This window comes from Loktanella sp. M215, assembly GCF_021735925.1.
Classification (GTDB): Bacteria; Pseudomonadota; Alphaproteobacteria; order Rhodobacterales; family Rhodobacteraceae; genus Loktanella.
Map to the genome: position 1 here is coordinate 121,057 of NZ_WMEA01000008.1, position 12,316 is coordinate 133,372.

At 64.4% G+C, this 12,316-nt stretch carries 12 protein-coding genes; 2 read left to right on the forward strand and 10 right to left on the reverse strand.

Features of this window, described 5'->3' with window-relative positions; translation table 11 throughout:
* Nucleotides 1-10: 10 nt before the first annotated feature.
* The 8 genes from GLR48_RS25140 to GLR48_RS25175 form a co-directional block, all read right to left on the reverse strand.
* A complete protein-coding gene (locus GLR48_RS25140; RefSeq protein ID WP_237066948.1) occupies nucleotides 11-1,399 on the reverse strand; it encodes a GntP family permease in 1,389 nt (462 codons plus the stop codon).
* Between the two features lie 119 nt (nucleotides 1,400-1,518).
* Entirely contained in the window at nucleotides 1,519-2,460 is a 942-nt protein-coding gene (gene denD / locus GLR48_RS25145; protein ID WP_237066950.1) for a D-erythronate dehydrogenase, read from the reverse strand.
* Nucleotides 2,457-3,254, reverse strand: coding sequence for a DeoR/GlpR family DNA-binding transcription regulator (locus tag GLR48_RS25150; protein WP_237066952.1), 798 nt, complete (start codon nucleotides 3,252-3,254; stop codon nucleotides 2,457-2,459). The genes denD and GLR48_RS25150 overlap by 4 nt, the downstream gene beginning before the upstream one ends.
* Nucleotides 3,251-4,045: a 2-oxo-tetronate isomerase gene (gene otnI / locus GLR48_RS25155; RefSeq protein ID WP_237066954.1), complete on the reverse strand. Its 795-nt coding sequence runs from the start codon at nucleotides 4,043-4,045 to the stop codon at nucleotides 3,251-3,253. Before otnI ends, GLR48_RS25150 begins: the two co-directional genes overlap by 4 nt.
* Before the next feature lies 1 nt (nucleotide 4,046).
* A complete protein-coding gene (otnC, locus tag GLR48_RS25160) occupies nucleotides 4,047-4,682 on the reverse strand; it encodes a 3-oxo-tetronate 4-phosphate decarboxylase (RefSeq protein ID WP_237066956.1) in 636 nt (211 codons plus the stop codon).
* Entirely contained in the window at nucleotides 4,679-5,941 is a 1,263-nt protein-coding gene (gene otnK, locus GLR48_RS25165; protein ID WP_237066957.1) for a 3-oxo-tetronate kinase, read from the reverse strand. Before otnK ends, otnC begins: the two co-directional genes overlap by 4 nt.
* Nucleotides 5,938-6,300, reverse strand: a complete 363-nt coding sequence (locus GLR48_RS25170) for an NAD-binding protein (RefSeq protein ID WP_237066959.1) — start codon at nucleotides 6,298-6,300, stop codon at nucleotides 5,938-5,940. The genes otnK and GLR48_RS25170 overlap by 4 nt, the downstream gene beginning before the upstream one ends.
* Entirely contained in the window at nucleotides 6,215-6,847 is a 633-nt protein-coding gene (locus GLR48_RS25175; protein WP_237066961.1) for an NAD(P)-binding domain-containing protein, read from the reverse strand. Before GLR48_RS25175 ends, GLR48_RS25170 begins: the two co-directional genes overlap by 86 nt.
* Before the next feature lie 253 nt (nucleotides 6,848-7,100).
* Here GLR48_RS25175 and GLR48_RS25180 point away from each other — a divergent pair, with 253 nt between their 5' ends.
* Nucleotides 7,101-8,408, forward strand: coding sequence for a glycerate kinase type-2 family protein (locus GLR48_RS25180; RefSeq protein ID WP_237066963.1), 1,308 nt, complete (start codon nucleotides 7,101-7,103; stop codon nucleotides 8,406-8,408).
* A gap of 4 nt (nucleotides 8,409-8,412) precedes the next feature.
* Here GLR48_RS25180 and GLR48_RS25185 read toward each other — a convergent pair whose 3' ends face one another.
* Both GLR48_RS25185 and GLR48_RS25190 read right to left on the reverse strand, forming a co-directional pair.
* Nucleotides 8,413-8,784 carry an Hpt domain-containing protein gene (locus GLR48_RS25185; protein WP_237066965.1) on the reverse strand — a complete coding sequence of 124 codons (372 nt, stop codon included), beginning with the start codon at nucleotides 8,782-8,784 and terminating at the stop codon, nucleotides 8,413-8,415.
* Nucleotides 8,784-9,758 (reverse strand): response regulator, encoded by a 975-nt coding sequence (locus tag GLR48_RS25190; RefSeq protein WP_237066967.1) that lies wholly within the window; start codon nucleotides 9,756-9,758, stop codon nucleotides 8,784-8,786. Before GLR48_RS25190 ends, GLR48_RS25185 begins: the two co-directional genes overlap by 1 nt.
* A 289-nt stretch (nucleotides 9,759-10,047) precedes the next feature.
* Between GLR48_RS25190 and GLR48_RS25195 the strand changes: the two genes are divergently transcribed.
* Nucleotides 10,048-12,316 (forward strand): CHASE domain-containing protein (locus GLR48_RS25195; RefSeq protein ID WP_237066969.1); only part of this gene is annotated, 2,269 nt, incomplete at its 3' end.

A 12,316-nucleotide genomic window follows, 5' to 3' on the forward strand; every position in this document is an offset into this window, starting at 1 on the left:
AAGCCCGCACTCAGCCGAACAGGGCGTTGCAGATCAAAAGCATCACCAGCGCCGTGGCCCAAGTCAGGGTGGTCGGCACCGACCACAGCAGCATCTGGTGCTTGGCGCTTTTGACACCCAGCATCCGGTTGATGACCCAGAAATAGCTGTCATTGAAATAGCCAAAGACCATCGACCCGATGGCTGCGGCCTGCGCGGCGAACACCATGTTCACATCCGGCATGTTCATTAGGATCGGGGCAGAGATCGACGCCCCCGTAATCATCGCGACCGTGCCGGACCCTTGGATCAGGCGCACGATGGACGAGATGACGAAGGGGATGAGGATCGCCGGGATCGCCAGCCCCGCAACCGACTGACCGATCACGCCGCCTGCCCCCGAATCCCGCAGCACGGCACCCAGCGCGCCACCGGCACCGGTAACCAGCAGGATGATGCCGGCACTTTCGACGCCCTCCTCCATATAGGCCAGCACCTCTTCACGCGGGCGACCCGGCAGCAGGGTATAGGCCGCGACCATCAGGCCAAGGCCGACCGCGATCACCGGGTTGCCGAAGAACGCGATCGTCTGTGCCAGGAATCCGGTCGCCGCGGGACCATTCCCCAGCATCGCGACGCTGAGCGTATTCAGAAAGATCAGCACGATCGGCAAGGCAATCGGCAGCACCGACAGACCCAGCGACGGCAGCGTCTTCTGCCGGTCCTGCGCCGCCTCTTCGAACTGCTTGTAGGGGGCAGAGATATCCTCGCCGGTGTCGACAAGGATCATCCGTTCCAGTCGCGGCCCCATCGCACGCCCGTACATCACCAGAACCGCCATGCCGGGGATGGTAAAGACGATACCCCAGAAGATCATCAGCCCGAGGTCGATGTTGAAGATCCCCGCAACGCCCAGCGGGCCGGGTGTCGGCGGCACGGCGTGGTGCGTCAGCATCAGGCCCCCGGCCAGACTGATCCCCAGCGTCAGGATCGAAATACCCGTGGACCGCGCCAGACCCTTGATCAGCGGCGTCAGGATGACGAAGGCGCTGTCGCAGAAGATCGGGATCGACACGATATAACCGGTCAGGACCATCGCCCAGTCTTCACGCTTCTTGCCGACCCAGCGGATCAGGGTATAGGCCATCTGTTCCGCCGCGCCCGACACTTCGAGGATGCGGCCCATCATGACGCCGAACCCGATGACCAGACCGATGGTCGACAGGGTCTTGCCGAAACCCGTGGTGATCGAGGTGATGACCTCGGCGGGCAGCATCCCCCCGATAATGCCCGCGATGGATGCGGCCGCGATCAGGGCCACGATGGCGTGCACCCGCGTCTTGACGACGAAAAAGATCAGCAGGGCGATGGCGATGACCAACCCCGCGATCAACTGAAACTCCGATCCGGTATCCGGCATGTAAACTCTCCTCCTCGGCGCCAAGCGCGCCACGCAACAAATGGCCGGCCGGATCCTGCGTGTTGCAGGATCGCGCCGTTCACGGTCCAACCGGCCGGTTCAGGGTCTGAAATGGCCGATCAGGCCGGTTGCACCTCTTTCAGGTACTGCTGCACCACACCGTCAAAGTCGGTGTCGGATGCAAATCCAAGGGCGCGGGCCCGGGAATCGTCAAAGGCCCCCGGCCAGCTGCACACGATATCGATGATCCGCGGGTCGGATGACTGGGTGACAAGGTCACGCGCCGCGGCCCCGACCAGCCGGTGCAAACTGTCCAGCATCGCGGCCGGCGTCACGGTGATGCCCGGCATGTCCAGCACCCGGTCGGCCCCCAGCCCCTCAAGATCGAGGTCGGCGGCCAGCGCCAGATTGGCCACCGCCGCATCGGGGGACGAAATCCACAACCGCGTGTCCAGCGGCACCGGGCAATCGGACGCCACGCCCGCCACCGGTTCGCGGATGATGCCAGACACGAAGGACGACGCGGCAGAGTTCGGCTGGCCTGCGCGGACGCAGATCGTGGGCAGCCGGCAGGTCAGCCCGTCGATGAACCCCTTGCGCGTGTATTCAGACACCAGCAGCTCTCCGATCGCCTTCCCGACACCATAGGAAGACGCGGGCCGCGTGGCCCAGCCCTGCGGCACGATCTGCGGCATCTCTCCACCGAAGACCGCCAGAGAGCTGGTGAAAATGACGCGCGGCGGCTGCGCCAGCGCCCGGCAGCGTTCGAGGATCAGCCGCGTCGCATCGACGTTGATGTGCAGGCCGGTGTCGAATTCCTGCTCCGACTGGCCCGACAGCACTGCGGCCAGATGGTACACGATATCCGTCCCGGCCGGGATCGCGCGGGCGACATCCGCCGCATCGTCGATGGACCCTGTCATGCTCGTCACGTTGTCATGCGTCACCGGGCAGGCACCCCGGTCCAGCGAGATGATCCGCGCCTCTGGCTTGGCCTTCAGCAAGGCGGCGATCAGCCGACTGCCCAGAAAACCCGCGCCCCCCGTCACCGTAATGTTCATGGTGCGTCTCCTTCGTTCTGTGTCGATGGGTCATCACCCGCGATGACGACCGTGATGTTCCTGTCGCGCAGCTCTGCCACCACGCCGGCGTCCAGCCCGGTGTCCGTAACGATCGTGTCGAAGGCACTGATCAGCAGGATGTTCAGGGCGGCAACGACGCCGTATTTGAATGAATCTGATGTCAGGACCACCCGCTTGGCCTGTGCCGTGACCGCGACCTTCACCGGCCCCTTCAACTCTGACGGGGAACTCAGGCCAGAGGACGTCCAGGACGAGGTCGAAATGAAGGCGATATCGTAATTGAACCCCGCCAGCGCCTGCGCTGCCGCAGGCCCGACGCAGGACTGGTTCGCCCGTTCGACCATGCCGCCGCTGTGGTAAAGGGTGCAGTCCGAATGGGTCGACAGATACGCGCAGACCACAAAATCGTTGGTCACGACCGTAAGGCCTGACCGGTCGCCGATCCGCCGTGCGACCTCCAGCGCGGTAGTGCCCGCGTCAAGGTAGACGACCATGCCATCACGCACCATGGCCGCCGCCGCCGCGCCGATGGCCTGCTTTTGCGCGGCATTCATCGCGGCCTTCTGCAGGTGCGGCAACTCCTGATCCAGCTTGCGCGACAGCCGGACGCCGCCCGCCACCGACGCGACACGCCCGGTCTGTTCCAGCATCTGGATATCGCGCCGGATCGTCATGTGAGAGACGTCCAGCAACTCCGTCAGCTGCTGGATGCTCAGGATATCGCATTCTGCCAGCCGCGAGAGGATGAAATGCTGCCGCTCTGCCGGGATCATGCGCCGGGCGCCTTACGTGTGAGGTAGGGCGCAGCCCAGCCAAGGCCGGCCTCGGTCCCGTTGCGCGGCACGTATTCGCACCCCAGCGGGTTGTCGAAACCGGCGCGGGCAAAGGCTTCGAAGATCGCGGGATAGTGCAGCTCGCCAGTATCAGGCTCGTGGCGGTCGGGCACACCGGCGATCTGGACGTGTTCGTAGGCGCCCTTCAGCCGCGCGATCCTGCGGATGATGTCGCCGTCCATGATCTGCGCGTGGTAGACGTCGAACTGCAGGAACACGTTGCGGCGGTCCAATTGCTGGATCAGCGCCAGCGTCGGGTCCTGATGGGCGATGAAATACCCCGGCACGTCCCGGCTGTTCAGTGGCTCGATCGACACGCTCAGCCCGGCCGCCGCCGCACGGTCCGCCGCAAGGCGCATGTTGTCGATCCAGACCGCCTCGCAGGCGGCGCGCTCCATGCTGCCGGTGATACCTGACATCACATGGATGCGCGGGCAGTGCAGCGCCTGCGCATAGGTCACCGCCAGATCGACGCTCGCCTCGTGTTCGGACCGCTTGTCGGGACGGGCGGCAAAGCCACGCTCGCCCCCGGCGAAATCGCCCGCGGGGGCATTGATCAGGGTCAGCGACAGGCCATTGCGGTCCAGACGCGATTTGACCTCTTCCACCGGATAATCATAGGGAAACAGGAATTCCACTGCGTCGAACCCCGCGGCGGCGGCCCGGTCGAACCGGTCGAGGAACAGGGCGTCCGTGAACAGCATCGACAGGTTTGCGGCCAGTTTCGTCATGTCAGTATCCTCCGCCAAGTTCCGCGATTTCGTCTTTCGTCAGGTGATGAACCCGTTCGCCGCGCAGGATGAACTGCAGTTTGGCAGTCTCCTCCAGCTCTTCGGCGTTGTTCACCGCATCGTCGATGTCACGGCCCAGCACGACGACACCGTGCGACGCCAGTAGAAACGCCTGCGCCGTCGTGTCCCGCGCCGCCTGTGCCAGATCGCACCCAATCTCGGGCGATCCGGGGCGGTAATAGGGAATGACCGGCATGTGCCCGATCCGCATGACGTAATAGGGCGTGAAGGGCCGGATCGCATTGTCGCGCGGCACGTCTTCCAGACAAGACAGCGCCGTAAGGTAGGTGGAATGCAGATGCACGATCGCACCCGCATCGGGCCGCACGTCATAAAGCGCCCGGTGAAAGGCGAATTCCTTCGACGGCTTCGGTCCGGCGCCCGGCGTGCCGTCGGCGCCCACGACCGAGAGGTTTTCGGCTGACAACCGGCCCAGACTGCTGCCGGTGGGCGTCACGATGAACCCGCCTTCGGCCCTACGGACAGAGACGTTGCCAGCCCCGCCCACGGAATAGCCGCGGTCGAACAGGCTCTTGCACAGCAGCACCATGCGGTCGGCTTGCAGTGTATCGGTCATGGCCGCACCGCCTCTGGCTGACAGGTGATAAAGAAATCCTCTGCCCCGAAATTTCCCGACTTCAGCGCGAGCGACAGGGGCCGGTCGACCGCCCGGACCCAAGGCACGCCGGGTGCGATCTGCGGCCCGATGGCGAATCCGCTGACGCCAAGCCCTTGCGTGACAGAGCCTGACGTCTCGCCTCCCGCCACGACAAAGCGGCGGATGCCGCCCTCGGCCAGACGTGCTGCGGCGACGTGAAAGGTCCGCTCGACCGCCTCTGACGCGGCGCTGCCGTGACGGTCCTGAATGGCGCGCAGACGCGCGGGATCGGCGGTTGCGGTGATCATTGGCGCGGGGGACCCGTCCTGCGGCTGCGCCAGCACCCAATCGGCCAGCGCGGCGCCATAGGCATCGGCGTCAGCCAGACAGCGGTCCACATCGACGTCATGGGTCGCGGCCAGCTTGCGATAGGCGCTGACCTGTGTGTTCGTCATCTCGGAACAAGAGCCGGAGATCACGACGCCCGGCCCGTCCAGCGGCGCACCCGCCTCTGCCGCACCGGCCACCGGTGCGCCACCGGTCACGGCACGCGCGATGCCCGCCGCCAGACCGGACCCGCCGGTAACCAGCGCCATATCGGCCACCGCCTGCCCCAGTGTATCCAGATGCGCGTCCGACACCGCGTCCAGCACGACATAGCGCACGCCATCGGCCTGCAATGCGGCGATGCGCGCCTTCACTGCGGCAACGCCCTGATCGACGGTCGTCGCCGTCACGAGGCCACACCGCCCGCGGGACTGCCCCTCCATCAGCCGGATCAGGCTGGAATCCGTCATCGGCGTGATCGGGTGATGACGCATGCCGGAGTTCTGCAGCAGTTCCTCGCCCACGAACAGATGCCCCATGTAGACCGACCGTCCGTTGACCGGCAGCGCGGGGCAGATGACGGTTACGTCTGCCCCCAAAGCATCCAGCAGCGCGTCGGCCACCGGACCGATATTGCCCTTGGGCGTGGAATCGAAGGTCGAGCAGTATTTCTGAAAAATCTGCGTGCACCCCTGCCCCTGCAGCCAGCGCAGCGCATCAAGGCTCTGTGCCACGGCGGTTTCGGCTGCGACCGACCGCGACTTCAACGACACGACGATAGCGTCGGCCTGAACGCCGGCATCCTCCGTCGGCACGCCGATCATCTGTACGCAGGTCAACCCTCCGGAGACCAGAAATCCGGCAATGTCCGTCGCACCGGTGAAATCGTCCGCGATGACGCCGATCTTCATGGCTTGCCGCCCGGCAGATCGACGCCGGCGAAGGTCTTGATCACGGCGCTGTCGTCCTCGCGGCCATGACCCATGTTCGACGCCTGCTGGAACATCGCAAAGGCCGCCGAGGCAAGCGGCAGCGGAAAATGCAGCGCCCGCCCGGTTTCCGTCACCAGACCCAGATCCTTGACGAAGATATCCACGGCAGACTGCGGCGTGTAATCCCCGTCAACCACATGTTTCATCCGGTTTTCGAACATCCAGGAATTGCCGGCGGCGTTGGTCACGACGTCATACATCGTGTCCAGCGGGATGCCGGCGCGGGCGGCCAGCGCCATCGCCTCGGCCCCGACGGCAATGTGAACACCCGCCAGCAACTGGTGAATGACCTTGACCGTGGCCCCCTGCCCGATGTCCGGCCCGATGCGATAGACCTTGGCGGCGACAGCCTCCAGCACCGGGGCGAGCGCTGCAAAAAGCCTCTTCAGAACCCGAAGCCATGACCGTCATGTCGCCGCTGGCGGCCTTCGCCGCACCGCCGGATACCGGCGCATCCAGCATCAGAAACCCGCGCGCGGCGATGTCCTGACCAAGTGCCTGCGCGTCGGTGGCAGACTGGGTGCAACTGACCATGATCGCACCGCCGGGACGCATGCGGTGTGCGATCCCCGTCTCGCCCAGGATCGCCTCGCGCGCCTGTGCCGCATTCACGACAAGCACCAGCGCCGCATCGAACTGCAGATCAAATTCGGTGGCCGCCACAGCCACCGCCTCGCCGCCCGCCGCGGCAAAGGCGTCAAGCCGCGCGCGGCTCAGGTCGATGCCACTGGTGGCAAGCCCCGCCCGCAGGCAGGACAGGGCAGCACCCATCCCCATCGACCCCAGACCGATCACGCAAACTCTGAAGGTGTTCTCGTCGCTCATCCCGGTGCTCCATCTGAATTGGCGCCGCGGTATCCCAAATATTCACGAATTACAACAATACTTCACATAAAAATCACAAATACGAACAAGTATTCACGTGAACATGGCGCACACGGCCCGATAGGCCGACACACGGCGTTGACGACGCCGCGCTTACCCCACCTTTTTACGGCGTTCCGCCGCACCTCGCGGCAGTTTATAGTCCCGCGGAAAGATCAGCCTGCCATGACCACCATCACCGGAAAGATTGCCCATGACGACCTCGCCCGACACCCTGCTGCGCGCCATGTTCGATGCCGCGATCGCTGCCGCCCAGCCGGCCCTGTGCGTGCCGCCCCAGCTGCCCGCGCCACCTGCGGGACGGGTCGTCGTGATCGGTGCCGGCAAGGCCTCTGCCGCGATGGCGCGCGCGCTCGAGGATCATTGGCCCGGACCGCTGACCGGCCTTGTCGTGACCCGCTATGGCTACGCCGTCCCCTGCGCGCGGATCGAGATCATCGAGGCCGCCCACCCGGTGCCCGATGCGGCCGGCATTACCGCGGCGCGGCGCATCATGGATCTGGTCAGCGATCTGACGGAGGACGATCTGGTCATCTGCCTGATCTCGGGCGGTGGATCATCGCTACTGCCGATGCCGTTGGGCGATCTGACGCTGGCCGACAAGCAGGCGATCAGCCGCGCATTACTAGCCTCCGGCGCCACGATTTCAGAGATGAACTGCGTGCGCCGCCATCTGTCGGGGATCAAGGGCGGGCGGCTGGCCGCGGCCTGTGCGCCGGCGCGGATCGTGAACCTGATTATCTCCGACGTGCCGGGCGACGATCCGGTCGACATCGCCTCTGGTCCCACGGTCACGGACGCCAGCACCTGCGCCAATGCACTGGACATCCTCGACCGCTACGCGCTGGATGTGCCGGGTCATGTGCGACGGATGTTGGAGTCCGGTGAAGCCGAGAGCCTCAAGGACGGTGATCTGCCCCTGCGGATCGAGACGCGGATGATCGCGACCCCGCAGGCCTCGCTGGAGGCTGCCGCCGCCGTGGCGCGCGCGTCCGGCATCGACGTGCATATTCTGGGCGACGCCATCGAGGGCGAAGCGAAGGAGCTTGGCACCCTGATGGCCGGTCTGGTGCGACAGGTCGTCGTGCGAGACCAGCCGTTTCGCAAGCCCTGCATCCTGCTGTCAGGCGGTGAATCGACGGTCAGGGTGACGGGCAAGGGGCGCGGCGGGCGGAACGTCGAATTCCTGCTGGCCCTTGGCGTGGCGCTGAACGGCACCCCCGGCGTTCACGCGCTGGCGGGCGATACGGACGGCGTCGACGGGATCGAGGAGATCGCAGGTGCGATCCTGCGGCCCGACACGCTGCAGCGGGCGCGCGACATGGGTTTGCATCCGCGCGCACGGCTGACGGACAACGACGGTCACGGCTTTTTCGGGGCGCTGGGTGATGCCGTCATCACCGGACCGACCCTGACGAACGTGAACGACTTCCGTGCGATCCTGATTTTGGACGACGCCACGGCGCAACCGGGTCCGGACCTGACAGCACCGGTGCCGTGAAGCTTCAGCCAGCCGCCGCCTGCGGTGCGCCGGGCATCGACAGCCCCGCCGTGCCGCAGATGTCGAGCGACATTTCCAGAAAGGTATCGAGCGCGGCTGAGATGCCGTTCACGTCGCACTTGCCCGCGGTGCGCTGACTGCGGATCAGACATTCCACCTGCGACGCCTCTTCGCCAAGGGCCTGCAGGCCGACCGACCCTGCGGCACCCGCAATCTTGTGCAGGATGGATTCGACCTCGGCCACGGTTTCGACCGGATCGACACATTCGGTCAGGTTTTCGGCCAGCAGCTCCAGCCGGTCATGCCGCTCGCAAAGCTTGCGGATGAAAAGACTTTTCAGCCGGTTCATCCCGTCATCAAAGGATTGACGATCCATCACGCACTCGCCCCGATGTACCAGAAGTCGTCAAGGTTCGCCTCGACGCGGCGCGCCTCGTGTTCCGCACTGTTCACCGCCTGAGAGAGCAGGTCCAGCGCAGTCGCACCCGACTGCCACATGATGCGGTTGGCCTGTCCGGTGCTGACGCGCACGTTCAGCGGCGCACCGTTGCTGCAGTGCATCTCCAGCCGCTGGATCGCGATATTCAGCCGGTCGGTGAAGGCAGGATAATCGTTCATCCGCGCGCCTTCGACGACACAGACGAAAGACCCGCTGCCAGCGTAGGCCGCAACGAAGGTATGCCCCGCCAGCGTGTCCGACAGCGCCTCTGCCACATCGACGATCATGCACTGAAAATCAAAGGCCGTGGTCTGCAGAAAAAGCTGCTCGATCCGGCGGATCGACACGGCAAAGACGCTGGACCCGAACAGCCGCGCCCGCGACAGTTTCGAGACGTAGTTTTCCAGCGCCACCACATCGACGATCCCGTCGATGTCACGAATCTCGAACGGCTTGTAGATCGACAGCGGCCCGGTTTCGACACTGGCGCGGTGCCCCGACGGCGTCTGCTCGAACGTGACGCCGGCCTGCCGGCGCGCCTGCACGAGGGATTCCAGCAAATTCAGACGGACCCGCAATTCCGCGATATCGAAAGGCTTGTTCAGATAATCCGACGCGCCCGCCAGAAAAGCCGAGTCGATATAACGCTTTTCCGACATCGCGGTCAGCATCATCACCGGCGTCTGCGCATAGCCCGCGATCAGGCGCAGGGCGCGGCAGACCTCGGCCCCGTTCATTTCGGGCATCTGGTAGTCCAGCAGGACGCAATCGAAATCCTTGCTGGCGTGCAGGATCGACAGCGCCTCCGGCCCGGAGGACGCGGTATGCAGATCATGGTCTCCGACGTGCCCGATGATTTCCATCAGGAGTTCGAGGATGAAGGGGTCGTCATCCACAGCCAGGATTTTCATGAAACGGCCTTTCTGCCAGCACACACATCTGCGGGATGCGGTTTAAATCTTGTTAACCTACGGGTGACCGCCAATTGCGGTAGGAATTTGTCACGCCGGCGATCTTTTTGCGGTCGATGCAACCGGCAGGCGCTATTTGCCGAACCTGCCGAATGGTCAGGTGACCACACGCTTAGGCAGAAATAGCACAGCGCTGCAAAATGTGTCCGTCAACCGGTCGCGTTCGACCCACTTGCGGTTAATCATCCAGCAGGCCCCGCAGAAGGCCAGTTTTGGGTAGTATCCGTTCATGCCAGTCAAACCGAACATCAGGGTTCACATCCTGATTTCCCTCATCTGCCTGGGCCTGACCGCAGGGGTCGCGATCGCGGCCGAAGTGATTGCACAGCGCCGCGCCGAATCGGCCTATCAGGCGATTGTCGCTGACAGCCGCTCTGCGATGCTGATGCGGATCGAGAGCTATCTGCTGAGCCTGAACGGGCTTGCGGCCTTCTATGATGCATCGGACAACGTGTCGGGGGCGGACTGGGCCACATATGTCGAGGCTCTTGATATCGAACGGACCTTACCGGGGATCCTGGGGCTGGGGCTGGTCGTGCCCAGCAACGGTCCGGACCTGATGGACATCCTGCAAACGGCGCGTGACGCAGGAGAGCCGGAACTGGTGGTGCATCCCGAAACCGGGCGTCCGGACAAGATGATCATTCGCTACATCGAACCCGGCGGGATCAATTCCGCGGCCCGTGGACTGGACATCAGTTTCGAACAGAAGCGACGTACCGCGGCCCTGCTGGCCCGTGATACAGGCCAGCCACAGATGACCGGACCGGTCGCTCTGGTGCAACGCAACACTGAGACCTGGGGCGCGCTGCTGCTGCGCCCGATCTATGACGTCACGCCGATTCCCGCGACCGAAGCGGCGCGCCGGGCCGCGCATATCGGATGGGTCTATGCGCCGTACTTCACGAACGACGCCCTCTCGGGCCTTTCCGCCAATCAGGGCGATCTGTTCGACGTCACTGTCACGGACGCAGGGCAGACCATCTTTCACTCGGGCCAAGCCGATGACCGCTCGCAGTATGTCCGGTCCGAAGACATACCGATCTTTGGGCGGACCTGGACCGTGACATGGGCGAGTTCACCTGCCTTCGACGCCCTGCACCACAGTCCGGCGCCCTATATCGTTTTGTTTGCAGGCTTTGGCACGACACTGCTTTTGTGGTTCTACCTCCGCGCGCTCGCCAACCGAGAGACCGAGATCAACAGGCTGGTCGAGAAAAAGACCCGTGCCCTGTCGGACCGTGTTCTTCAAAACCGGGCCGTCATCGAAAATTCGGTCTTCGGTGTCATGCACCTGGATTCGGACGGGATCATCCGGTCGGCCAATGCCGCTTCTGTCGTTCTGCTGGGATTGCCGAAGACCGATCTGAAGGGACGCCGTCTGGCCGACATGGTCACACTGGATGACCCTGACGCCGATACCGGCACACCACAGATGGCCACCGCCTTTCGCGACGGGCAACAGCGCAAGCTCGAGATGCAGACGAACGTCTGGCACAGGTCGAACGGTGATGTCGTCCAGTCCGTCCTGCTGCGCGACGTGACCGAAGAAACCCAGTCGCAACAGGCGATCAGCGATGCAGAGCAGCGCTGGAATCTTGCATTGCAGGGGGCAGAGCTCGGGGTGTTCGACGTCGACCTGAAGACCAACACATCCGTCGTCTCCGACACCTGGCGGCAGATGCTGGAGGTGCCTGTGGGCATTCCTCTGGATGCGCAGGCGCATTTCTTTTCCCGTATCCATCCGGACGATCTGAAGGTCCTGCAGGCCGCCGATCTGGCTGCGATCAGGGGCGATACGCCGCGGTCGATTTCAGAGTTTCGGGTCAGGATGCCCGACGACAGCTGGCGCTGGCTGCGGTCCGACGCCGTCGTGGTAAAGCGCGATGCGGATGGCACCGCCCTGCGGCTGATCGGATCGCAGACTGACATCACCGCCCTGCGCACGGCGGAAACCGCCCGCAGCCACAGCGAGGAACTGCTGCGCCTCGTGATCGACCGCGCCCCGGTCGGCACCGCGATCCTCGATCAGAACGGCACGCTGACGCGGACGAACGGCGCCCTGTCCCAGCTGACCGGCCACGCCGAAGACGCACTGAACGGCAGTCACCTCGACATGATCCTGATGCCCGAGGATCGCGAACCCGTCCTGTCGGCGATCGTCGACCTGCAGGGCGACTCCACGCGCACCTATCGTGGCGAACACCGGATCCGGTGCCTAGATGGCGATATCCGTTGGGGCCTGATCAAGGTGTCATGGGCCTTCGATCCGGCGCAGGGCACTGAAATCTACATCGTCCAGATCAGCGACATCACATTGGAAAAACGCGCGGAACAGATCAAGGGCGAGTTCATCGCAACCATCAGCCACGAGCTGCGGACGCCTTTGACCTCGATCAAGGGTGCGTTGGGCCTGATGGTCGCGAAACGCGCCGACGACCCCTCCGCGCCCTCGGGCCGCCTTCTGGAAATCGCCTCTTCCAACACGAACCGGCTGA

What these genes read in the sequence shown, in the direction of transcription:
- GLR48_RS25140 (WP_237066948.1), bottom strand. Translation starts at nt 1,399, where the DNA reads ATGCCGGATACCGGATCGGAGTTTCAGTTGATCGCGGGGTTGGTCATC.
- denD (WP_237066950.1), bottom strand. Translation starts at nt 2,460, where the DNA reads ATGAACATTACGGTGACGGGGGGCGCGGGTTTTCTGGGCAGTCGGCTG.
- GLR48_RS25150 (WP_237066952.1), bottom strand. Translation starts at nt 3,254, where the DNA reads ATGATCCCGGCAGAGCGGCAGCATTTCATCCTCTCGCGGCTGGCAGAA.
- otnI (WP_237066954.1), bottom strand. Translation starts at nt 4,045, where the DNA reads ATGACGAAACTGGCCGCAAACCTGTCGATGCTGTTCACGGACGCCCTG.
- otnC (WP_237066956.1), bottom strand. Translation starts at nt 4,682, where the DNA reads ATGACCGATACACTGCAAGCCGACCGCATGGTGCTGCTGTGCAAGAGC.
- otnK (WP_237066957.1), bottom strand. Translation starts at nt 5,941, where the DNA reads ATGAAGATCGGCGTCATCGCGGACGATTTCACCGGTGCGACGGACATT.
- GLR48_RS25175 (WP_237066961.1), bottom strand. Translation starts at nt 6,847, where the DNA reads ATGAGCGACGAGAACACCTTCAGAGTTTGCGTGATCGGTCTGGGGTCG.
- GLR48_RS25180 (WP_237066963.1), top strand. Translation starts at nt 7,101, where the DNA reads ATGACGACCTCGCCCGACACCCTGCTGCGCGCCATGTTCGATGCCGCG.
- GLR48_RS25185 (WP_237066965.1), bottom strand. Translation starts at nt 8,784, where the DNA reads ATGGATCGTCAATCCTTTGATGACGGGATGAACCGGCTGAAAAGTCTT.
- GLR48_RS25190 (WP_237066967.1), bottom strand. Translation starts at nt 9,758, where the DNA reads ATGAAAATCCTGGCTGTGGATGACGACCCCTTCATCCTCGAACTCCTG.